Genomic DNA, 21,176 nt, shown 5'->3' on the forward strand with positions numbered 1-21,176 from the left:
TCGACGACACCCCCGACCCCACCGGCGGGCGGTTGCTCCGGTCGGCGGCGGTCGGGCGCCCGCCCCACCGGACCCCGACGGGCGCTTCCGTAGCGTCCGCACGGTGAGCACGCCGCCGACCGAGTCCCGCGACCGCGCCGGGCCGGACGCCCGGCAGCTCGAGAACCTGCTCGTCGCGGCGGTGGTGCTCGTTCTGATCATCGGGGCCGGGATCGCGGGGGTCGTGGCGGTGAGTCGTCGAGGACCCGACGCGCTGCCCGCCTACGCGCAGCCCGCCGCCGGGCCGGTGCCGGCCGACGCCGCGGCACGGACGCCGTGGGCTCAGACGGCGTCGGGCCCGACGGGCGTGCCGGCCCGGGCGCTGCTCGCCTACGCGGGCGCCGAGGTCGCCGCCCGCGGCGAGCTGGCGGAGTGCGGCCTGTCATGGGTGACGCTCGCGGGCCTCGGGCGGGTCGAGTCGAACCACGGCCGGTTCGGGAACACCGCGCTCGACGACGCCGGGCGGCCCGTCGACCCCATCCGCGGTCCCGAGCTCGACGGCACGAACGGCAACCGCGAGATCCGCGACACCGACGGCGGCCGCCTCGACGGCGACACCACCTACGACCGCGCCGTCGGGCCGCTGCAGTTCATCCCGTCGACCTGGGCGCTCTACGGGGCCGACGGGGACGGCGACGGCGTGAGCGACCCGGACGACCTCGACGACGCGGCCCTCGCCGCCGCCCGCTACCTGTGCGAGGACGACCGCGACCTGCGCCGCGGCGACGACTGGCGCACCGCGGTGCTCGCCTACAACCGGTCCCAGGCCTACGTCGACCGCGTGCGGCGCGAGGCGGTGGGGGCGGCGGAGGGGGTCAGCTGACGATCGCCGTCTCGGTGACGATCGATGTCAGATGTGAGTGCGATCGTCACCGGAACAGCGATCGCGGGGCGGGTCGCCGCGCGGCGAGGTCAGCGCCGCGCCAGCCGCCGCTCGCCCAGCGACCCCGTCCGGTACTCGAACCCGTAGTGCGTGAACACCCCCGGCTCGTCGGCGGCGTGCAGCTCGCCGTCGGTGTCGATCCCCGGCGCCTCGCGCACGAGATCTCGGGGGAACGCCACCTTGAGGTGCTCGGGGGTCACCACGGCGCCCTTGAGCGGCGCGAACACCAGCCGCGCCTTGCCGAAGAGCGACGACAGCTTCACCGTCACGAAGACCGCCTCGTCGCCGAGGGTGTCGACGTAGACGGCCTCGAGCGTGCCGATCTTCGTCTCCTCGACGTCGACGACGGGACGGCCGCGCCAGTCGCGGATGTTCTCGGCGGGGATCACACCGAGGACCCTAGGGGGTCGTCAGACCGCCAGGGCGTTGCGCACCGCGCGCTCGACGAGGATCGGGAGGAAGGCGTGGATGCGGGCCCCGGCGAGGCGCTCGCGGGCGTCGGCGACGAGGTGGTGCACGTGCTCGGCGGGCACGCCCTGGGCGGTCCAGCGGTCGACCAGGCGGGCCTCGGTGTCGGCGAGCGCGGTGTCGGCCGAAGCGTCACGACGGGCGCCGACGGCCGTGTCGAGCGTGGTGGTCATGGTGCGAGTCGACCACTGGCGCAAGCGGTTGCGCAGCTCGATGATCAGAGGCTCACACCCCCGACCGAGAAGGTCACACTCCCCGCAGCGCCGGCTGCTCCGCGGTGTCCGGGTCGGTCCCGCGCCCGGACTCGTCGGTGGCCGGGAGCTCGGCCCGCGCGATCCGCCCGCCGCGGGCCAGCGCCCGGCCGATCGGGTAGGACAGCGCCGCCGCCGGGAGCGGGCCCTCCTCGCCCCCGAGGTGGACGCGGACCTCGGCGGGCTCGGCGGCGGGATCCTCGGGCAGGCCGAGGCGGCGCAGCGCCTGCCCGGCCACGGCCCGCGAGCTGTCGTGCAGGCCGGTGCCCGGCGGGAGCGCGGCGAGGATGTCGTCGACGACCAGGGGGTAGTGCGTGCAGCCCAGCACCACCGACCGGGCGCGGGCCGGGGTCCGCGCCGCGGCGAGGGCGATCGCGTCGCGGACGGCAGAGGCGTCGGCGTGCTCGACGGCCGTCGCGAGCCCGGGGCACGCGACCGCGTCGGCCTGGCCGGGCGCGGCGAACTGCTCGAGCAGGTCGGCCTGGTAGGCGCTGGCGGTGGTGCGCTCGGTGGCCCACACCGCGAACGGCAGCCCGGTCGCGCCGGCGGGCTTCACCGCGGGCACCGTCGCCACGACGGGCCGCTCGGGCTCGACGGCCGCCCGCAGCGGCACGACCGCCGTCACCGACGCGGTGTTGCACGGCACGACGATCGCGTCGGCACCACGGGCGACGGCGCGGCGGCCGGTGCCGACGACCCGGTCGACGATCCACTCCGACGGCTTCGAGCCCCAGGGCATGCCCTCGGGGTCGAGGTAGAGGTCGAGCGCGAGGTCGGGGCGCAGGTGGCGCAGCCACCCGGCGGTGGGCAGCAGACCGCACCCCGAGTCGATGAGCGCCACGCGACGGGACATCGTGACGAGTCTAGGACGCCCGTTCTCAGACCATCGCGGCGCTGCCCACGTCCGGGTGCTCGCGGTGGAAGGCGACCATCGCGCCGACGTGCTCGGCGAAGGGCGGGCACCGCACGCCCACCTCGTCGAGCAGCGCCGTGCTGGCGGTGACGTCGTAGACGGTGGGGTGGGTGAGGTAGTCGAGCGTCGAGGACGGGAGCTTGAACAGCGCCGACACCCCGGGCAGGTGATCGATCGCGAACCGCGACAGGCCCGTCGGCACCGGGACGACGCGCAGCTTCTTGTCGGTGTGCGCCGCGAACGCCCGGCACATCTCCAGCACGGTCGGCGGGTGCGGGGCGGCGAGCGCGACGGTGCGCCCCTCGGCGGGCGGGTGCGGCGCGAGCGCGGCGATCGCGTCGACGACGAAGTCGCTCGGCACGAGGTTGAACTGCACGCGCGACGGGTCACCGGGCAGCGGCATCGCCGCGATCCGTCCCTGGCGCGCGATGAGCTGCAGCGCGTAGTAGGGCCCGTCGTACTTCTGGGTCTCGCCGGTGCGGCTGTCGCCCACGACCACCGACGGCCGGTAGATCGTCACCGGCATACCGGCCTCGCGCGCCTTGGCGACGATGCGCTCGGCCTCGTGCTTGGTGTGCTCGTAGTGGTTGGAGAACGTCTGCCCGAGCTCGAGGTCGTCCTCGGCGAAGATCCCGTCGTAGCGCCCGGAGACGTAGCAGTGCTGACGTACTGCAGCCGGACGAGCTCGCCCGCCGACCGCGCCAGGTCGACGACGTGGCGCGTGCCGTCGACGTTGACCGACCAGGCGAGGTCGGCGGGCACCGACAGGTCGTACACCGCGGCGAGGTGGAAGATCTCCAGCGGCCCGGCCCGCAGCGCGTCGGCCTCGGCGGCGTCGAGCCCGAGGTCGGGCCGCGTGATGTCGCCGACGACGAGACGCGTGCGCCCCGCGATCTCCGGCTCGGCGGTCTCCAGGCGCTCGAGCGTGCGGCGCGCCTGGTCGAGCCAGCGCTCCTGCACCAGGGCGACGGCCGCGGCGTCGGGGGAGCGGCGCAGCGTGCGCGGCAGCAGCGCGCTGCCGAGGAACCCGGGGAAACCGGTGAACAGCACGGTCCTCGACATGGGGGTCTCCTCGGTGTCGGGCCGAGGGGTCCGCCCCCTTCGGGTGCCCGGGAGGAGACCACGAACCGGCGCGGTCGCGCTGCGTGATTCGGGGTGACGGGTCGTGTGAGCGCCGTCATGGGTCCGGACGGGTCGACGCGGGAAGGTGTCGCGGCGGAGCCACCAGGGCAGACTCCGCAGGACGTCATGCGCGACAGGAGGGACGAGGTCGACAATGAGTGCGCAACGCATCGTGGTGGTCGGCGCCGGGTTCGCCGGCTTGAAGTGCGTCCAGCGCCTCGAACGTGAGCTCAAGGACGAGCTGTCGCGCGGCGAGGTCGAGATCGTGGTGGTCAACCCCCACGACTACATGCTCTACCTGCCCCTGCTGCCCCAGGTCGCGGCCGGGGTGATCACCGCGCAGTCGGTCACCGTGCCGCTGCCCCGGGCGATCAAGAGGGCGCAGCGCCTGCCGGGCCAGGTCGTCGGCCTGGACCTGGAGCGCAAGGTGGCGGTCGTCCGCAAGATCGACGAGGCCGTCGTCGACCTACCCTACGACCGTCTGGTCATCACGGCCGGCAGCGTCACCCGCCAGTTCGACATCCCCGGGCTCGAGGAGCACGGCCTGGGCATGAAGAACCTCGGCGAGGCCGCCTACCTGCGCGACCACGTGCTCTCCCAGCTCGAGCTGGCCAACGCCTCGACCGACCCCGAGGAGCGCGCGGCCCGCTGCAGCTTCGTCGTGGTCGGCGGTGGCTACGCGGGCACCGAGACGGCCGCGAGCCTCGAGCTGCTCACCGACGCGGCGATGAAGCGCTTCCCGCGCCTCGACCCGACGCTCGTCCGGTGGACGCTCATCGACATCGCGCCGCGGCTGATGCCGGAGCTCGGGCAGCGCCTCGGCGAGGAAGCCCTCGACCTGCTGCGCCGCCGCGGCATCTCCGTGCGCCTCGAGACGGGCGTGGAGCAGGTGACCGACGACAGCGTCACCCTCACCGACGGCACCGTCATCCCCACCAAGACCCTCGTCTGGACCGCGGGCGTGACGGCGAGCCCGCTGGTCAAGACGCTCGGCGTCGAGCTCGTCCGCGGCCGCGTCAAGACGGGCACCGACCTGCGCCTCGACGGGTACGAGGACGTCTTCACCCTCGGCGACGCCGCCGCCGTCCCCGACCTGACCGCGACCCCGCCGGGGTCGACGATCTGCCCGCCCACGGCGCAGCACGCGACGCGGCAGGCGGTCATCGCGGCGGACAACGTCGTCGCCTCGCTGCGCGGCCAGCCGCTGCGCGAGTACAAGCACCACGACCTGGGCCTCGTGGTCGACCTCGGCGGCACCCAGGCGGTGGCGCACCCGCTGAAGCTGCGCCTCACGGGCTTCGTCGCCCAGATCGTGACGCGGGGCTACCACCTCTACGCGCTGCCCCAGACCCGCACGCGCGCCCGCGTCGTCTTCAACTGGATCCTCCACCTCTTCGGCGGCGACGACTTCATCCGCATCGGCTTCCTGCACGGCCGCAAGAGCGAGACGTCGTCGTTCGAGGAGACGCGCGACTACCTCTCCGAGGAGGACATGAAGAAGCGGGCCGCTGCGGCATCCTGAAGGGCGTGACGACCGCCGAGGGTCCCGGTGGGCACGTCGAGGACCTGCTCACCGCGGACGGCACGCTCCTGCGGCGCTGGGACAACGACGCCGCGGGGGTGCCGGTCGTGCTGTCCAACGGGCTGGGGGCGAGCCCGACGGCCTGGCCGTTCCTGCACGGGCCGGGCTGCGGCTACCACGCCACGACGTGGCACCACCGCGGCCTGGGTGGCTCGGCCCGTCCCGACGACGAGACGCGCATCGGGATCGGCGACCACGCAGACGACCTGCTCGCCGTCATGGACGCCGCGGGCATGGAGCGCGCGCTGGTCGTCGGCTGGTCGGTGGGCGTCGCGGTGGCGGTGGAGGCGGCCCGCCGCGCACCCGACCGCGTCGCGGGCCTGCTCGCCCTCGGCGGCGTCGCCACCGGGCTCTTCCGCGTGCTGCCCGCGTTCCCGGGCGCCGTGCCGGGGATCGGGGTCCCCGAGGGCGTGCACCGGCGGGCCGCTCAGCTCGGCGGGTGGCTGCTGCGCGTCGTCGGGCCGCCGATCTCCGGAGTGATCGACCTGCTCCCGCGCAGCATGGACGCCGGACGGGAGGCGTTCGGCCGCGCCGGCGTCGATCCCGCCGCGTTCGACCCCACCGGCTCCGCCGCGCCGATGATCACGCTCGCCGAGGTCGCCCGGCAGTTCGCCCGCCATGACTGGACGTGGTTCTCGCGCATGGTGCTCGCCGCCGCCGGCCACGAGGCCCCGGACGACGACGCCCTGCGCGCGCTGACCATGCCCGTCACGGTCGTGGCGGGCGACTACGACACCCTCGCCCCGCCCGCCGACATGGCCGCCTTCGCGGCGGCGCTGCCCGACGCCCGGCTCGTGCGCCTGCCGGGCTCGCACTTCCTGCCGCTGCAGTTCCCCGACGCCCTGGCCGGCGAGCTGGCGGCGCTGGCCGGCCGGGCGGGGCTCGCTCAGGCCTGACGCACGATCCGCTCGGCGAGGAAGCGCAGCGCGAGGTCGTAGCCGGTGACGCCGGCGCCCGCGATCACCGCGGTCACGACCGGGGAGACGTACGAGTGCGACCGGAACGCCTCGCGGGCGTGCACGTTCGACAGGTGCACCTCGACCACCGGCACCGGCAGCGCCGCCAGGGCGTCGCGCAGGGCCACGGACGTGTGCGTGTATCCGCCCGGATTGATGATCACTCCGCCGTGGTCGGTCATGGCCTCGTGGACGGCGTCGATGAGCACGCCCTCGTGGTTGCTCTGGCGCGCGTCGACCTCGAGGCCAAGGTCGGCGGCGGTCCGCCGGCAGCGCTCGACCAGGTCGGCGAGGGTGTCGTGGCCGTAGATCCCGGGCTCGCGCCGGCCGAGGAGATCCAGGTTGGGGCCGTTGACGACCAGGACGCGGCGGGGGTTGCTGTGCCACTCCATCGGGGGTTCCTAACCACGTGGTTGTCATTCGGGGGTCAAGCGGACGGGTGGGACGGCCGATGAGGGGAGCAGTGCCCACGGCAACCACCTGCCTGGGCGGCCTCCCCACCTCGGACGGAGTCTGTATGAGGACGGTTCTGATCTGCGACGACCGGCGCAGTGTCCGCGAGGGACTGACGCGCGTCATGTCCGCGGTGCCCGGTGTCCAGCGCATCGACTGCGTGTCGACCGCCGACGAGCTGCTCACCCGCTACGCCCGCCAGAGCGCGGACGTCGTGTTCGTCGGGACCCAGCGCGCGGTCGCCTCCGGCGCCGAGGCCACCCGGCGTCTCATGGCCGCTCACCCGCAGGCCAACGTCATGGTCTTCGGCGCGCCGGACGACGGCGGCAGCATCGCCGCCGCGATCGCGGGCGGCGCCCGCGGCTACCTGCGCTGGGACGCCTCGCGTCCCGAGCTGGTCGCCGCGCTGGCCCACTCGGCCGTCGGCGCCGAGGCCGGCTCGATGCCCATGCAGCGCTCGGCCACACCGGGTGCGGGCGTCAACCTCACCGAGCGCGAGATGCAGGTCCTGCGCGGCATGAGCCAGGGCAAGAGCAACGGCCAGATCGGTCGCGAGCTCTACCTGTCCGAGGACACGGTGAAGACCCACGCCCGCCGGCTGTTCCGCAAGCTCTCCGCGGCCGACCGCGCCCAGGCGGTGGCCCAGGGGTTCCGCTGCGGCCTGGTCTCCTGAGCGGACCCCGATCGCGCCTGTCCTGCCGAGTCGGAGGCGGCGGGACACCGCGCGAGGGGAGTCGACCGCCGGGTCAGGGGCCGACGACGGCGCGGATGCTGTCGTCGCGCAGCTCGGTGCGGGTGCGCCGGTGCGTGCCGAACCGGTGGCGGATGCCGTCGGGGCCCGACAGCCAGCCCTGGTAGGCGTCGAGCGTGTATTCGTGGCGCTCGCCGGCCTCGTCGCGCACGGTGACCCGGTACGGGGTGTCGCGGGCGAAGGTGAACCGGGGCGCGGCAGGTGTGCGGGTCGGGGCGGCCATCACCATCGATCGTACGGGCACGGAACACCGACCCGGTTCCCTCGATCGGAGCAGCCCCTGAGAAGGTGACCGAGGTCTCGGCGCCCGTCCGAGAGGGACGGGGTCCGGACGGTGCCAGCGTGTCGCTCGTCGGCGGGTCGTGTCAGCGGCGGGCCACCGCAGACACTGGGTGTCCGTCACGCCACACGCTCACTCGTGATCATGATGAGCCTCGCGCTCGCCGCCCTCGTGCTCACCGCCTCGCCGGCCGGGGCCGCACCCGCCGATCGGGTGCCCGCCGACCGTGGCGGCAGCGCGGGATCGGTCGTCAGCGCCGTCCCCCTCGCCGCGCCCCTGCCCGGCCGGGCCACGCGGGTGCTCTACCGCAGCACCGACACCGAGGGCCGGGCGAACACCGTCAGCGGCACGGTGATCGTGCCCCTGGCCCCGCCGCCCGGGCCGCTGCGCCTCGTGTCCTACGCCGCGGGCACCCAGGGCCTCGCCGACCGGTGCGCGCCGTCGCGGCAGTTCGCGGCGGGCACCGAGTACGAGGCCCCGTTCGTCTCGACGCTGCTGACCGCCGGCTTCGCGGTCGCCGTCACCGACTACGAGGGTCTCGGCACCCCCGGCGAGCACACCTACGTCAACCGGGCGTCCCAGGCCCACGCCGTGCTCGACATGGCCCGTGCGGCGCAGACCCTCGACGTCGGCATCCCGCCCGACGGCCCCGTCGGGCTGGCCGGCTACTCCCAGGGCGGCGGCGCGTCGGCCGCCGCCGTCGAGCTCGCGCCGTCGTACGCCCCCGAGCTCGACCTGGTGGGCGCCTACGCCGGTGCCGTGCCCGCCGACCTCGCCGAGGTCGCTGCGTTCCTCGACGGCAAGCCCGGCGCCGGGCTGCTCGCCTACGCCGTCAACGGGTTCCGCGCGGCCTACCCCGAGCTGCCGATCGACGGGCTGCTCAACGATCGGGGCCGGGCGATCCTCGCCGAGACCCGTGACCAGTGCGTCGGCGACACGGTCGCCCGCTACCCGGGCACGCGGACCGAGACGCTGACCCGTGACGGGCGGCCGCTGACCGCCATCCTCGACGAGGAGCCCTTCCGCAGCCGCGTGGAGGAGCAGCGCATCGGCGCGCGGACCCCCGGGGCGCCGGTGCTGATCGTGCACAGCCTCGCCGACGACATCGTGCCGATCGAGCAGGACCGCGAGCTCGCCGAGCGCTGGTGCGCCCGCGGTGCGACCGTGCAGTTCGTGCCCACACCCGTCCCCACCCACGTCGGCGGGGCCGTGCCCGGCTTCGCCGCCGCCGTGCCCTTCCTCGAGAGCCGGTTCGCCGGCCGGGAGGCGGTGTCGACCTGTGACTGACCGGGACTCCGTGCGCGCGGCCTGGGACGCCGGACGCGCCGCCCGCAACGGCTGGCTGACCGTGCCCGACCCGCACCTCGTCGAGCTCGTCGCGGCCCACGCCGCCGGCCACGGGCTGCTCGACGCCCTCACCCTCGACCTGCAGCACGGGCTGTTCGACCGCGCCCGCAGCGCCGACGCCGTCCGCGCGATCGCCGCGCACGGTCTCGCCCCGCTGGTGCGCCTGCCCGCCGTCGACGAGTCGGTCGTCGGGTTCGTCCTCGACCTCGGTGTGCGTGGGGTGATCGCGCCGATGGTGTCGGACGCCGCCACGGCCGGCGAGCTCGTCGCGGCGTGCCGCTACCCGCCGGCCGGTCGCCGCTCGTTCGGCCCGGTCCGCACGGCCCTGCGTCCCGGCGACGACCCGATCGCGGCCGCCGACAGCGTGCTCGCCTTCGCGATGATCGAGACCGCGGACGCGCTCGATCGCGCCGCGGACATCGCCGCCGTGCCCGGCCTCGACGGGCTCTTCGTCGGCCCCGGGGACCTCGGGGTCGCGCTCGGCATCGGTCCCGCCCAGAACCGCGAGGAGCCGGCGATCCACGATGCGTTCGCCCGGGTCCTCGCGGCGACCGCGGCGGCGGGCACGCGCGCCGCGGTGCACGCCACCGACCCGCACTACGCGGCCGCCCGCGCCGGGGACGGGTTCGCTCTCGTCACCGTCTGGTCGGACGTCCCGGCGCTGCTCGGGACCCTGGACGGGGTCCGCGCGGCGTTCTAGCCGGGAGACGGACCGTTCCTGTCCGCCACCCGCGGCAGACTGGGCGGCGTGCTCGAGACCTCCGCCCGCCTCCTGCGGCTGCTCTCGCTCCTGCAGGCCCGTCCGGAGTGGACCGGCCCGGAGCTCGCCGAGCGGATGGGCGTCACCACCCGCACGGTGCGCCGTGACGTCGACAAGCTGCGCGGCCTCGACTACCCCGTCGAGGTCGACTTCGGACCCGGCGGCGGCTACCGCCTCGGCTCCGGGGCCGCGCTGCCGCCGTTGCTGCTCGACGACGACGAGGCCGTCGCGGTCGCGGTGACGCTGCGGACGGCGGCGGGGTCCGGGGTGGCGGGCACGGGGGAGACGGCGCTGGCGGCCCTGGTCAAGCTCGAACGGATCCTGCCCGCGCGGCTGCGGCACCGGATCACCGCGATGCCCGTGGCGATCGTGGCGCCCCGCGTCGCGCCGTCGGTCGACCCGGCCGTGCTCGCCGCGGTGGGCGCGGCCTGCCGCGACCGGCGGGTCCTCGAGATCGACTACACCGCGCGCGACGGCACCCCCACCCGCCGGCGGATCGAACCGATCCACCTCGTCGCCTGGGGACGGCGCTGGTACCTCGTCGCGTGGGACCGCGACCGCGAGGACTGGCGCACCCTGCGCGTCGACCGGATGACACCGCGTCTCGCCCCGGACGGCCTGCCCACCGGCCCCCGCTTCACCCCGCGGGAGATCCCCCGGCGGCGACCCGGCGGCCTTCGTCGCCGACCGCGTCGCCGACATCCGCCCCTTCCGCTGCATCGTGCGCGTCGAGGCCCCGGCCGAGCAGGTGCGTGCGACGATCTGGACCGACCAGGTCCGCGTCGAGGACGTGGGTGCCGACGCGTGCCGGGTGACGCTCTCGTCCGACGACGCCCGCTCGGCGGCGCTGATCCTCACCGGCCTCGACGCCGAGTTCACCGTCGAGTCGCCCCACGAGCTGGTCGAGGAGTTCCGCCGCGTCGCCGCGCGCTACACCCGGGCGACCGCGGCTCAGCCCACCGCCCCGCCGACCAGGACGCCGATCCCGTAGGTCACGGCGAGGCCCAGGGCCCCGCCGACGACGACGCGCAGCACGGCCCGGCGCGGCCGCGCACCGCCGAGCCGCGCGCTGATCCACCCCGCGAGGCCGAGCGCGAGCAGGACGACCGCGACCGTCACCGGGACCCGCCAGGTCGTCGGCGTCACGAGGATCGCGACGAGGGGCAGGAGCGCGCCCGACACGAACGACACCGCCGAGGCCGCCGCCGCCCGCCAGGGACTGGTGAGCTCCTCGGGGTCGAGGTGCAGCTCGGCGTCGACGTGCGCGGCGAGCGCATCGTGCTCGGTGAGCTCGGCGGCCACCTGGGTGGCGGTGGTACGCGAGAGCCCCTTCTCCTCGTAGAGCTCGGTCAGCTCCTCGAGCTCCTCGCGGGGCGTCTCGGCGAGCTCGCGGCGCTCCTTGGCGAGCTGGGCGCGCTCGGAGTCGCGCTGGCTGGAGACGGACACGTACTCGCCGAGGGCCATCGACACCGCGCCGGCGACGAGGCCGGCGACGCCGGCCGTGGCGATCGGGGCCCGTTCGGCCGTCGCCCCGGCCACGCCGACGACGATGCCCGCCGTCGAGACGATGCCGTCGTTGGCGCCGAGCACCCCGGCGCGCAGCCAGTTCAGGCGCTGGGAGAGCTCGCCGCCGTGCGGCTCGGGGTGCACACCGCCCTCGGTGCTCACGGCTTCCGACATGTCTCCAGGCTCCCACGAAGACTGGAATGATTCCAGAAAGCTGAGCCTGGCCTCAGCCCGTCCGGAGTCCGCCCGGCGGATTCACACCGCTCCCTCCTCGGGAGGCGCACGATGGTGGTGCCGGGCCGGGCGCTTCGGGGCCGTCCCGACCGGCGGGAGGAGGCGCAGTGGACACCGACGATCCGCACACGGGGGACGAGTCCGCACGGCAGCGGCCGGCGGGTCGCGCCGGTCTCCGGGTCGGCGACGCCGACCGCGGCGCCGCCCTCGACGCCCTCGGCGAGCACCTCGCCGCCGGGCGTCTCGACGTCGACGAGTTCGGCGACCGCTCCGCGCACGCCGCGGTCGCCGTGTACCGGGCGGACCTCGAGGTGCTCTTCGACGACCTGCCGGCGCCGCACCCGCCGCTGCCGCAGCCGCCGCCGTCGCCCGTGCCGTCGCCCCGGGTGGATCACCACCCGGCCTCCCGTGAGCGCCGCGGGCACCACCCGGTGCCGGCCCCGGCCGTCGGCGCGGGGATCGCGGTGCTGGTGCTGATGCTGATGCCGGTGCTGCTCATCGGCGCCGCGACCACCGGATCGGTCGGCGGCCTGCTCGTGCTCCCGCTGCTGTTCGTGGTGCTCGGGCACGTCGGGCACGCGCGGCGCCGGCGCTGGTGAGAATCCGATCGCGCGGGGACTGGCGCGATCGTCCGGAATGAGGTTAGGCTTGCCTCATCGTTGCGCGGGTGTTGTGGTGGCGCCCAGCGGCAACGGCGAGAGGCGGGCCCGGGCTCGAGGGATGAGCCCGGGCCCGCCGATCTCCCATGCCTACCACCTTTCGCCCGTCCGTGCCGGGCAACCGTTCCCGACCTGCGCCGTTCCCGGTCGCCGTCGTGGGGCGAGCCGGTGTCAGCGGGTGTCACGGCGTGACGCAGACCTCCCCGGCCGATCCCGACGTGCCGCCGCGACGCGACCACGGGAAGCTGGACGGGCCATGGGGATCACCGAACGGGTCGTGCTGCTCGACGAGGCCGGGGCGGTCGCGGGGACCGCGGCGAAGGCCGACGTGCACCACGCCGCCACGCCGTTGCACCTCGCCTTCTCCTGCTACGTGTTCGACGAGCACGGCGAGCTGGTGGTGACCCGCCGTGCGCGGAGCAAGGCCACCTTCCCCGGCGTGTGGACCAACAGCTTCTGCGGCCACCCGGAGCCCGGCGAGCCGATGGATGTCGCCGTCCGCCGCCGCGCCCGCCAGGAGCTCGGCATCGAGCTCGACGGCCTGCGTCTCGTGCTGCCCGGCTTCCGCTACCGCGCCGAGCAGGGCGGGGTCATCGAGAACGAGATGTGCCCCGTGTTCGTCGCGCGCACCGCCGACGTGCCGCGCGACCCGGACCCCGGCGAGGTCGACGAGATCCGCACCGTCGCCTGGGCGCTGTTCCGTGACGACGTGCTGGCCGACAGCTGGCCGGGCATCTCGCCGTGGTGCGCCGACCAGGTCCGCGCGCTCGCCGGCCTCGGGCCCGACCCGGGCGGGTGGGCGCCGGGCGACCCGGGGTCGCTGCCGCCCGCGGCCTTCCTCGCATCCGTCGGCCCCGGATCGATGACACGGGACCGATGATTCCGGGCTTCCGGCACGGTTCCACCCGGTGAGAGCACGCACACCAGGGAGGACCCGATGTCCACGGCCACCGAGAAGGACGAGCAGGAGATCCGCGCGCTGATCGAGCGCTGGGCCCACGCGGTGCACACCGGCGATCTCGAGACCGTCGTCGTCGACCACGCCCGCGACATCGTCATGTACGACGTCCCGCCGCCCCACGACGGCGTGCGCGGGATCGAGGACTACGCCGCGACCTGGCCACCGTTCTTCGAGTTCCAGGCCGCCGGCGCGAGCTTCGACATCCTCGAGCTCGACGTCACCGCCGGCGCCGACGTCGCCTTCGCCCACGCGCTGATGGTGTGCGACAAGCCCGCGGAGCGGGCCGCGCACCCGGACCGGCGCCTGCGTCTGACCCTCGGCCTGCGCAAGGAGGACGGACGGTGGGTCGTCGCGCACGAGCACCACTCGTTCCCCGACGAGTCCCCGATCGTCGAGCAGGACGAGCAGGCGATCCGCGACGTCCACCGCGGGTGGGTGGACGACACCGCGTCGGGGGACCTCGACGGGCTCGTCGCCACGATCGCCGACGACGTCGTCTCCTACGAGCTCGCCGGGAAGATGGCCTACGTCGGGATCGACGAGGTCCGTGAGGTCTGCCGGGAGGGCCTCGAGGCCTCGGACGGCCCGGTGGGCTGGGAGATCCCCGACCTGCGGATCGCCGTCGGCGGCGACCTCGCGGTCTCCTGGGGGATCGACCACCTCACCCCTGCCGGCGAGGACACCGTCCGCTCGCGGGGCACGCGCGTCTTCCGGCGCACGCCCGACGGCTGGCGGATGGTCCACCAGCACCTCTCGTGGCCGGCACGGGACTGACGGGCGCCGTTACGGCGTCAGTCCGCCGAGGAGCAGCTCGAGCGTGAAGTCGAAGCGCTCGTGCCCGTCGCCCGCGGCGAGCTCCGGGGCGTGGGCCACGACGTGCGGGAACCGGTCGGCGGGCAGCATCCGGAACCGCTCGACGATCTCGTCGTGGCCGAGGCGGCGACGGTCGGTGCCACCGGCGTGCTGCCGCAGCGAGGCCTCGAGGCTGTAGGCGCCGACGTAGAGGAGCGCGGCGTCGATCGCCCACGCGGCGCGCTGCGGCGCCACCCCGCCGGCGAGCAGGATCGCCAGCATCCCCTCGGTGAGGCGCACGGCGTCGAGGCTCTCCGGGGCGGTGGCGAGCGCGGCCCGCGAGATGCCGGGGTAGCGGAAGTACTGGTCGCGCAGCTGCCGGCAGACGTCGACGACCTGCTCGCGCCACCGCGCGGGGTCCGGCGCCTGCGGTGTGACGCGCGCGCACAGCGCGCCGATCAGCAGGTCGTCGAGCTCGGCCTTGTCGCGCACGTGGGCGTAGAGCGAGGCCGGACCGGTCCCGAGCGTCGTGGCCACGCGGCGCATCGTCAGCGCGTCGTACCCCTCGGCCTCGACGAGGCCGAACGCGGTGTCGACGATGCGCTCCACCGTGATCGGCGGCTTGCGGGGCGCGCGCCGGGGCCCCTCGTCGAGCGCGGCGATCTGCGCCGCCCACCGGTCGGGAGCCACGTCCGAAGGCTACCAGTTGACACGAACAACGCTCGTCATTAGAACAGTGTTCGTGACTAGAACAGCGTTCGTACATGCTGCGTCGCCTCGGTCGTTGCGCGACGCGTGGATCGCCCTGGCGGGCCTCTCCGCGGTCTTCCTGTTCGAGATGCTGGACAACTCGATCCTCGACGTCGCGCTGCCCACCATCGGACGTGAGTTCTCGGCGTCGACGGAGGCGCTGTCGTGGGTCAGGGGTGCCTACGCCGTCGTCTTCGGCGGCTCGATGCTGGTGCTCGGCGCCGTGGCCGACCGCGTCGGCCGCCGGCGGATCATGCTGATCGGCCTGGTGCTGCTCGGCGTGGCCAGCCTGGCGACGGCGTTCGTCACCAGCGCGGAGCAGCTCATCGCCGTGCGCGCGGTGACCGGTGTCGCCGCCGCGATGACCACGCCCGGGTCGATCGCGCTGGCCTTCCGTCTCTTCGGGGACGAAGGGCTGCGCGTCCGCGCGATCACGCTGATCTCCACCGTCGGTCTGGTCGGGCTCGCGGTCGGCCCGACGGCGGGCGGCCTGGTGCTCGCCGTCGCGCCGTGGCAGGTCCTGCTGCTGGTCAACGTGCCGATCGCCGTGCTCGCGTTCGCCGGCATCCGGTCGGGCATCGCCGTGGACCGTGCCGACGACCTGCACCGCACCCCGGCCGACGTCCTCGGCGGTCTGCTCGGCACGGGCGCGATCGTCCTGGCCCTGGTCGCGCCCGGGCTGTTCGTCGACGACGGGCCCGGCGCGTGGGCGCCCTGGGTCGTCACCGCCGCGACCGTCGCGGCGCTCGTCGGGTTCGTCCTGCGCGAGCGGGCGGCGCGCCACCCGCTGCTCGACCTCGCGCTCGTCGCGCGGCCGCTGGTGTCGGGCGGGCTCGCGTTCAAGGCCGCGGCCGGGCTCGCGGTCGCGGGTCTCGGCTACCTGGTGACGCTGCAGCTGCAGCTGGACTGGGGGTGGCCGCCGGCGCTCGCCGCCCTCGGCATGCTCCCGCAGGTCGTCGTCCTCGTCGCCGGCGGCCCGTTCGTCAACCGTTTCGTCGCGTGGGCCGGCGTCCGCCGGGCCGCCGCGGTGAGCGCGACGACGGTCGTGGCCGGGCTCGCCGTGTACACCGTCCTCGGCACCCTCGCCTACGCGTGGGTCGCCGGCGCGCTGGTGCTCGTGGCCGCCGGGATGCGGGTGATCGGCGTCGTCGCCGGCTACAGCGTGCTGAACGGTCTGCCGGCGAACCGCACGTCGATCGGCGCGGCGCTCGTGGACACCGCCTCCGAGGTGACGTCGGCCGCCGGCATCGCCGTCGCGGGCACGGTCCTCGCGGCCCTGTTCGTCGGGACGATCACCGCGACGCCCTGGACCCCGCAGCAGACCGCGCAGTTCGAGCAGGCCGTCACGGTGTCCGGCCTGGTGCTCACCGTGGTCGCCGCCGCGCTGGTCGGCTGGGCGATCCACCGCACCCGCACTCAGGGCCGGGGAGCACCCGCGTAGGTCCCGAACTGCCAGGTGTTGCCCTCGGGGTCGCGCACGGCGACGTCGTGGGAGCCGTAGTCGGTGTCGTAGGGCTCGCGGACGACCTCGCCGTCCCCGGCGTCACGGACCCGGGACGCGATGGCGTCGATCTCGGCGGGGTCGGGCACGACCACGTACGCCGCGAACGAGCCGGTGGAGGTGGCGCGCTCCTCGGTGCCGGGGCGCTGCTGGCCCAGCATGAGCCCGCCGCCGCTGGGCCAGGCGAGCTCGGCGTGCTGCACGACGCCGTCGTCGCCGGCGTAGGCCACGACCTCGACGAACCCGAGCACCCCGGTCAGCCAGGCCATGAGCCCGCGGGCGTCCCGGGCGGCGAGGGTGGGCCAGACGGTGGGCGGCGGGGTCTTGCCGTCGGTGCTGTTCATGGCGGTCACCCTGCCGCGTCGGGCAGCACCGGGTCTTGGATGTTCCCGATCTCCTCGGCGACCCAGCGGGTGGGGGAGCACCCGGCGAGCGCGCCGAACTCGCGGGTCAGGTGGGCCTGGTCGGCGTACCCGCCGTCGGCGGCGATGTCGGCGAGGCGCAGCGGCTCGCCGGCGCTCGCCCGCGCGGCGAGCCGGCGCCGGGCGCGGTCGAAGCGCGCCATCCGGCCCGCGACCTTCGGCGCCACGCCGACCTCGGCACGGAACCGCTGGCCGAGGTGCCGCTCGCTCCAGCCGACCTCGTCGGCGAGGGCACTGACCGGGACGGTGCCGCCGGAGCGCACCACCCGGCGCCACGCCTCCCGCACCTCGGGGGCAACCGGGCGGAACGGAGTGCCGAGGCAGCGGCGCAGGACGTCGTCGACCGCCGCGAAGCGTCCGTCCCAGCCGTCGGCCTCCTCGACCCGCTCGTGCAGCTCGTGGGCGAGGGCGCCGAGCACCGCGTCGCCGTCGACCGTGATGCCGGCGAGCTCGGCCGCCGGCCGGCCCAGCAGCGCGCGGGCGGCGAGCGGGTCGAGCGAGAGGTGCAGCCCCGACTGGCGGCCGTCGTGGACGATCGCCTCCGGCGTGGTGTGCAGGCCGCCGAGGGCGACGGCGCGCTGCACCAGCGACCCGTCGGGCGCGCGCATCGTCAGGGGCTCGCCGAAGGTGACGATGAACGTCAGGTACGGCGAGGGCAGGCCCCGGTGCACGCCCGGCTGCCCGCCGCGCAGGTCGTAGCCGTGGTAGGTGACGTGCCCGGCGAGCGCGCCGGGCGGGCGCCCCGACCGCGCGTCCACCGTCTCGCTCATGACCCTCAGTCTGGCGCCGGGGCGGCGGCGTGGCGACCCGCGTCCGGGCGCGGGAGGATCCGCGCGACAGCGACCGACGCGAGACGCAGTGGATGGAGAGAGACCTGCCGTGATCCTCATCAACGTCAAGTGGACGGTGAAGCCGGAGTACGCCGAGCAGTTCCCGTCGCTCGTCAAGGAGTTCACCGAGGCGACGCGCCAGGAGCCCGGCAACATCTTCTTCGAGTGGTCCCGGCACCTCGACGAGGACAACACCTACGTCCTCGTCGAGGCGTTCCAGGACGACGCGGCCGAGGCGCACGTGAACTCCGACCACTTCAAGAAGGTCGTCGCCGACGCCCCCGACTGGGTCGCCGAGGCGCCGAAGATCATCAACGTGCAGAACGTGCCCCAGGACGGCTGGGGCGAGATGGGCGAGATCAAGCCCCGCTAGCACTCTCCGTGTCCGTAGCGCCACGCGCTCCCGGCGAGTGCGTGGCGCCACGGACACTGGGCGTCAGCGACGCGCCGCCGCTGACATCTCGCGATCCGTGCCGGTGACGCGGCGTAGCAGGCGCCAGGCGCCGAGGGCCGTGGCGGCGAGGACCAGCGCGCCCAGCACCGACGCGATCTGCATGCCCGCAGTGAACGCGTCGCGGGCGGCCGCCATATCGGTCCCGGCGTGGGCGAGCGCCCCGCCGAGCGTCTCCTGCCCGGTGCGCGCGGTGAACACCGCGGCCGCGATGCTCCCCAGCACCGCGGTGCCCAGCGCGCCGCCCAGCTCGTAGCCGGTCTCCGAGATCGCCGACGCGGCGCCCGCCCGGTCGGCCGGGGCGGCGGCGAGGATGAGGTCGTTGGTCAGCGCCTCGGCCAGCGCGACGCCGCCGCCGAGGAGGACGAAGCCCGCGACCACGGCGCCGAGCCCGCCCAGGAACCCGACGAGCGCGAGGCCCACCCCGGCGGCACCGAGGCCGACGCCGATCAGCCCGGGGCCCGAGAACCGGCGCACCAGGCGGGTGGCGGCGAGCGCGCCCGCGACCCCGGCGACCGAGCCCGGCAGCATCCACAGCGCCGCGGTGAGCGGGGAGAGCCCGAGCACCAGCTGGAGGTACTGCGGGAGCAGGACCAGCAGCCCGACCAGCGCGAACACCCCGAGCAGGTTCGTGGTCACCGACACCGAGAACGGGCGGTGCGTGAACAGCTCCAGGTCGATCAACGGGTGGGCGAGGCGGCGCTGGCGGCGGACGAAGACCGCGCCCGCGACCACGCCGACCACGGCCGCGACGCCGGCACCGGGGGTCGCGCCCTCGGTGGCGAGGGTCTTCACCGCGGCGACCAGGGGGAACATCGCGACGAGCGAGAGCGCGGCCGACGGGAGGTCGAACGGCCCGGGGTGCGGGTCACGGCTCTCGGGCAGCACGCGCGGCCCGAGCGCGAGCAGCAGGACGATCACCGGGACGTTGATCAGGAAGACCGAGCCCCACCAGAAGTGCTCGAGCAGGAAGCCGCCGATCACCGGCCCCGCGGCGGCGCCGCCCGAGAACGCCGCCGACCAGACGGCCACCGCCGTCGCCCGGCGCCGCGGCTCGGGAAACGTGGACTTGATGAGCGAGAACGTCGAGGGCATGAGCGTGGCGCCGCCCAGGCCGAGGAGGGCGCGGGCGACGACGAGCGTGCCGGCGGTCGGCGCGAACGCTGCGGCGACCGATGCGAGCCCGAAGGCCGCCGCGCCCCACAGCAGCAGGCGCCGCCGTCCGATGCGGTCGCCGAGCGTGCCCATCGTGACCAGCAGCCCGGCCAGGACGAACGAGTAGGCGTCGACGATCCAGAGCTGCTCGGCGGCGCCGGGGTCGAGGTCCTCGGTGAGGGCCGGCAGCGCCGCCCCGAGCACCGTCATGTCGATGCTGATCAGCAGCACCGGCAGGGTCAGGACGGCCAGCGCCAGCGACCGGCGGGACATCGTCGCCTCCACGACTCGCATGACTGCACCGTCCGGACGGTGGAGTTTCCGACGAGCACGAAACTACACCGGCTGGACGGTATAGCGTCAACCCCGTGCCTCGCCCGTCACAGCGCGACCGCATCCTCGACGCCTACACCGACCTCGTCGTCGACGCCGGTCCCGAGACCGTCACCCTCGACGCCGTCGCGGCCGCGGCCGGGGTGTCCAAGGGCGGTCTGCTCTACCACTTCGGGTCGCGGGAGGCCCTGCTCGACGGGCTCCTCGACCGCGCGCGCGAGCTCAACGACGCCGACCTGGCCACCGCCCGTGCCGCCGACGAGGGCGTGTCCCGGTACTACCTGCGCACCTCCGTCGACGACCCCGCGGCGGGCAGCGCCGTGTACCGGGCGACGGTCGCGATGATCAAGCTCGCGGCCACGGAGCCGCGGGCCGCGGAGACCACCCGGCGGTGCATGGCGGGCTGGCGCGCAGCGATGACCGAGGAGCTCGGCGACCCGCTCGCCGCCGACATCGTCGCCACGGTGGGCGACGGCATCTACCTGCGCTCGATCGTCGGCGACGGCAGCCCCGGCCTCGTGGACGCCGTCGAGGAGGTGATCCGGCGCGCGGAGAGGTCGTGACCCGCGGGGCGGGTGAGGTGGTGCGGTGGCCGACGACACGGTGCCGGCACCACCCATCGTGTGGACTGTGGTGGGGTGGAGCCGCACGAGGAGTCCGGGCCTCTCGAGGAGACGTCCGGGTCCCCCGACCGACAGCCCGATCCCGACGACGAGCGCTTCGCCGGCATCGTCGCGTTCCTGACGCACCAGGACCCGGCCTTCGTGCGCCGGGTCAGCGCTCCCCGGGCGGTGGGGCTCGGCGTCGGCGATCTCATGATCGTCGTCGGGCTCGTGGCGACCGTGCTGTTCGGGGTGGTCCCGCTCGGGATCGGCCTGCACGCCGGCGCGGTACCGCTGCTCGTCGCGGGCGCGGTCGGCTGCCTCGTCCTGCCCGCGGGCGCGCCGCTGGCCGTGCGCGCGGTCCTGCGGCGCACGCGCCCTCTCATGCCGTAGGGGACTAGACGGCGACCGCGTCCACCCGGCGCCGCAGGCTCGGCAGGTCGCGCACGACGATGCTGCGCCCGTCCTTCGACAGCACGCCCTCGGCGACGAGGCGGGAGAGCTCGCGGCTCGTCGTGACCCGGGTCAGCCCGACCATGAGCGCCAGCTCGTCGACCGGGGGGCGCACGCGCAGGCGCGCGGACGCGCCGGGCGCACCCTCGCCGTAGGCCGCGACGAGGTGGCCGAGCAGCAGCACCACGCGGTCACGCGCGGGCAGGCCGTCGAGGCAGACGTGCAGGTGCAGCACCCGCTGCTTGTGGGCCACGCGCCGCACGACCTCGACGAGCAGCTCGGGGTCGTCGCGCGCGGCCTCGATCAGCGTGTCCCGGCCGACGGAGAGCACCTCGCACGGCACCACCGGGGTCGCCGTCACGGGGTGCGGGCCGCCGTCGAAGCACACGCCCTCACCGAGGCCGGCGCCCGGCTCGGCCCACGAGATGACGCGCTCGGTGCCGTCGGGACGCAGCACGTGCACGCGGATCCGGCCGCGCACCAGGACGTGGAACGACGACGCGGTGTCGCCCTGACGGTAGAGGTGCTCGCCGACGCGCAGGCTGCGCGGCGTGCCGAGGGCCTCGATGCGGCGGCTGACGGCCCCGGGCTCGGCCAGTAGGAACGGCGAGACGGTGGGGGTGGGGACGTCGACGGGGAGCTGGCGTCGGGCCACGGGTCGCCCCCTCTCGGACCGTTGGTCCGGGCAGGGTAGAGCCGGGCCGGTGCCTGAAGAAAGGGAC

Annotated in this window: 24 protein-coding genes and 2 pseudogenes; 14 read left to right on the forward strand and 12 right to left on the reverse strand. The window is 75.1% G+C overall.

Annotated features, from left to right (window positions below; all coding sequences use genetic code 11):
* Positions 1-103 precede the first annotated feature (103 nt).
* Positions 104-862, forward strand: a complete 759-nt coding sequence (locus tag WCD41_RS00485) for a lytic murein transglycosylase (RefSeq protein ID WP_337711407.1) — start codon at positions 104-106, stop codon at positions 860-862.
* An 89-nt stretch (positions 863-951) separates the two neighbouring features.
* On the opposite strand, the gene WCD41_RS00490 is transcribed toward WCD41_RS00485, so the two are convergent.
* The 4 genes and pseudogenes from WCD41_RS00490 to WCD41_RS31080 form a co-directional block, all read right to left on the reverse strand.
* The gene (locus WCD41_RS00490; RefSeq protein WP_337711408.1) at positions 952-1,311 is read right to left on the reverse strand and encodes a PRC-barrel domain-containing protein; all 360 of its coding nucleotides are present in this window, start codon (positions 1,309-1,311) and stop codon (positions 952-954) included.
* Positions 1,312-1,332: 21 nt separating this feature from the next.
* Positions 1,333-1,563, reverse strand: a complete 231-nt coding sequence (locus WCD41_RS00495) for a three-helix bundle dimerization domain-containing protein (protein WP_337711409.1) — start codon at positions 1,561-1,563, stop codon at positions 1,333-1,335.
* Positions 1,564-1,636: 73 nt separating this feature from the next.
* A complete protein-coding gene (locus tag WCD41_RS00500; RefSeq protein WP_337711410.1) occupies positions 1,637-2,494 on the reverse strand; it encodes a glutamate racemase in 858 nt (285 codons plus the stop codon).
* Positions 2,495-2,519: 25 nt separating this feature from the next.
* Positions 2,520-3,847: pseudogene (locus WCD41_RS31080) on the reverse strand (SDR family oxidoreductase).
* Between WCD41_RS31080 and WCD41_RS00515 the strand changes: the two are divergent.
* On the forward strand, positions 3,831-5,198 hold the full coding sequence (locus tag WCD41_RS00515; protein WP_337711412.1) for an NAD(P)/FAD-dependent oxidoreductase: 1,368 nt from the start codon (positions 3,831-3,833) through the stop codon (positions 5,196-5,198). The pseudogene WCD41_RS31080 and the gene WCD41_RS00515 sit on opposite strands and share 17 nt — an antisense overlap.
* A 5-nt stretch (positions 5,199-5,203) precedes the next feature.
* Positions 5,204-6,154 carry an alpha/beta fold hydrolase gene (locus WCD41_RS00520; protein ID WP_337711413.1) on the forward strand — a complete coding sequence of 317 codons (951 nt, stop codon included), beginning with the start codon at positions 5,204-5,206 and terminating at the stop codon, positions 6,152-6,154.
* On the opposite strand, the gene aroQ is transcribed toward WCD41_RS00520, so the two are convergent.
* Positions 6,145-6,606 carry a type II 3-dehydroquinate dehydratase gene (gene aroQ, locus WCD41_RS00525; protein ID WP_337711414.1) on the reverse strand — a complete coding sequence of 154 codons (462 nt, stop codon included), beginning with the start codon at positions 6,604-6,606 and terminating at the stop codon, positions 6,145-6,147. The genes WCD41_RS00520 and aroQ overlap by 10 nt on opposite strands.
* A gap of 125 nt (positions 6,607-6,731) precedes the next feature.
* Here aroQ and WCD41_RS00530 point away from each other — a divergent pair, with 125 nt between their 5' ends.
* Complete coding sequence (locus tag WCD41_RS00530) at positions 6,732-7,340, forward strand: response regulator transcription factor (RefSeq protein WP_337711415.1); 609 nt, start codon at positions 6,732-6,734, stop codon at positions 7,338-7,340.
* Positions 7,341-7,413: 73 nt separating this feature from the next.
* On the opposite strand, the gene WCD41_RS00535 is transcribed toward WCD41_RS00530, so the two are convergent.
* Positions 7,414-7,641, reverse strand: coding sequence for a hypothetical protein (locus WCD41_RS00535; protein WP_337711416.1), 228 nt, complete (start codon positions 7,639-7,641; stop codon positions 7,414-7,416).
* A 201-nt stretch (positions 7,642-7,842) separates the two neighbouring features.
* On the opposite strand from WCD41_RS00535, the gene WCD41_RS00540 reads away from it, so the two are divergent.
* The 3 genes and pseudogenes from WCD41_RS00540 to WCD41_RS00550 all read left to right on the forward strand — a co-directional run bounded on the left by WCD41_RS00540 (position 7,843) and on the right by WCD41_RS00550 (position 10,796).
* Positions 7,843-8,985: a lipase family protein gene (locus tag WCD41_RS00540; protein ID WP_337712311.1), complete on the forward strand. Its 1,143-nt coding sequence runs from the start codon at positions 7,843-7,845 to the stop codon at positions 8,983-8,985.
* Positions 8,978-9,745 carry an HpcH/HpaI aldolase family protein gene (locus WCD41_RS00545; RefSeq protein ID WP_337711417.1) on the forward strand — a complete coding sequence of 256 codons (768 nt, stop codon included), beginning with the start codon at positions 8,978-8,980 and terminating at the stop codon, positions 9,743-9,745. Before WCD41_RS00540 ends, WCD41_RS00545 begins: the two co-directional genes overlap by 8 nt.
* 48 nt (positions 9,746-9,793) lie before the next feature.
* Positions 9,794-10,796, forward strand: a pseudogene (locus WCD41_RS00550) (helix-turn-helix transcriptional regulator).
* Here the strand turns inward: WCD41_RS00550 and WCD41_RS00555 are convergent.
* A complete protein-coding gene (locus WCD41_RS00555; RefSeq protein WP_337711418.1) occupies positions 10,757-11,485 on the reverse strand; it encodes a VIT1/CCC1 transporter family protein in 729 nt (242 codons plus the stop codon). The pseudogene WCD41_RS00550 and the gene WCD41_RS00555 overlap by 40 nt on opposite strands.
* A 167-nt stretch (positions 11,486-11,652) precedes the next feature.
* Here WCD41_RS00555 and WCD41_RS00560 point away from each other — a divergent pair, with 167 nt between their 5' ends.
* The 3 genes from WCD41_RS00560 to WCD41_RS00570 all read left to right on the forward strand — a co-directional run bounded on the left by WCD41_RS00560 (position 11,653) and on the right by WCD41_RS00570 (position 13,939).
* Entirely contained in the window at positions 11,653-12,144 is a 492-nt protein-coding gene (locus tag WCD41_RS00560; protein ID WP_337711419.1) for a DUF1707 SHOCT-like domain-containing protein, read from the forward strand.
* A 316-nt stretch (positions 12,145-12,460) separates the two neighbouring features.
* Positions 12,461-13,084, forward strand: a complete 624-nt coding sequence (gene idi / locus WCD41_RS00565) for an isopentenyl-diphosphate Delta-isomerase (protein ID WP_337711420.1) — start codon at positions 12,461-12,463, stop codon at positions 13,082-13,084.
* Between the two features lie 57 nt (positions 13,085-13,141).
* The gene (locus WCD41_RS00570) at positions 13,142-13,939 is read left to right on the forward strand and encodes a YybH family protein (RefSeq protein ID WP_337711421.1); all 798 of its coding nucleotides are present in this window, start codon (positions 13,142-13,144) and stop codon (positions 13,937-13,939) included.
* 9 nt (positions 13,940-13,948) lie between these two features.
* Here the strand turns inward: WCD41_RS00570 and WCD41_RS00575 are convergent, their stop codons facing one another.
* Positions 13,949-14,647, reverse strand: a complete 699-nt coding sequence (locus WCD41_RS00575) for a TetR/AcrR family transcriptional regulator (protein ID WP_337711422.1) — start codon at positions 14,645-14,647, stop codon at positions 13,949-13,951.
* Positions 14,648-14,741: 94 nt separating this feature from the next.
* Here WCD41_RS00575 and WCD41_RS00580 point away from each other — a divergent pair, with 94 nt between their 5' ends.
* On the forward strand, positions 14,742-16,148 hold the full coding sequence (locus WCD41_RS00580) for an MFS transporter (protein ID WP_337711423.1): 1,407 nt from the start codon (positions 14,742-14,744) through the stop codon (positions 16,146-16,148).
* On the opposite strand, the gene WCD41_RS00585 is transcribed toward WCD41_RS00580, so the two are convergent.
* The gene (locus WCD41_RS00585) at positions 16,124-16,552 is read right to left on the reverse strand and encodes a VOC family protein (protein ID WP_337711424.1); all 429 of its coding nucleotides are present in this window, start codon (positions 16,550-16,552) and stop codon (positions 16,124-16,126) included. The genes WCD41_RS00580 and WCD41_RS00585 overlap by 25 nt on opposite strands.
* A gap of 5 nt (positions 16,553-16,557) precedes the next feature.
* Positions 16,558-17,400 (reverse strand): helix-turn-helix domain-containing protein, encoded by an 843-nt coding sequence (locus tag WCD41_RS00590; RefSeq protein WP_337711425.1) that lies wholly within the window; start codon positions 17,398-17,400, stop codon positions 16,558-16,560.
* Positions 17,401-17,509: 109 nt separating this feature from the next.
* Here WCD41_RS00590 and WCD41_RS00595 point away from each other — a divergent pair, with 109 nt between their 5' ends.
* Positions 17,510-17,833 (forward strand): putative quinol monooxygenase, encoded by a 324-nt coding sequence (locus WCD41_RS00595; protein ID WP_337711426.1) that lies wholly within the window; start codon positions 17,510-17,512, stop codon positions 17,831-17,833.
* Between the two features lie 63 nt (positions 17,834-17,896).
* Here WCD41_RS00595 and WCD41_RS00600 read toward each other — a convergent pair whose 3' ends face one another.
* Complete coding sequence (locus WCD41_RS00600; RefSeq protein WP_337711427.1) at positions 17,897-19,360, reverse strand: MFS transporter; 1,464 nt, start codon at positions 19,358-19,360, stop codon at positions 17,897-17,899.
* Between the two features lie 74 nt (positions 19,361-19,434).
* On the opposite strand from WCD41_RS00600, the gene WCD41_RS00605 reads away from it, so the two are divergent.
* Positions 19,435-19,962, forward strand: coding sequence for a TetR/AcrR family transcriptional regulator (locus WCD41_RS00605; RefSeq protein ID WP_337711428.1), 528 nt, complete (start codon positions 19,435-19,437; stop codon positions 19,960-19,962).
* Positions 19,963-20,037: 75 nt separating this feature from the next.
* Positions 20,038-20,394: a hypothetical protein gene (locus WCD41_RS00610; protein WP_337711429.1), complete on the forward strand. Its 357-nt coding sequence runs from the start codon at positions 20,038-20,040 to the stop codon at positions 20,392-20,394.
* Positions 20,395-20,398: 4 nt separating this feature from the next.
* Here the strand turns inward: WCD41_RS00610 and WCD41_RS00615 are convergent, their stop codons facing one another.
* Entirely contained in the window at positions 20,399-21,109 is a 711-nt protein-coding gene (locus tag WCD41_RS00615; RefSeq protein ID WP_337711430.1) for a Crp/Fnr family transcriptional regulator, read from the reverse strand.
* Positions 21,110-21,176 lie beyond the last annotated feature (67 nt).

The sequence above is a fragment of the Actinomycetospora aeridis genome, from assembly GCF_037400275.1.
Taxonomy (GTDB): Bacteria; Actinomycetota; Actinomycetes; order Mycobacteriales; family Pseudonocardiaceae; genus Actinomycetospora; species Actinomycetospora aeridis.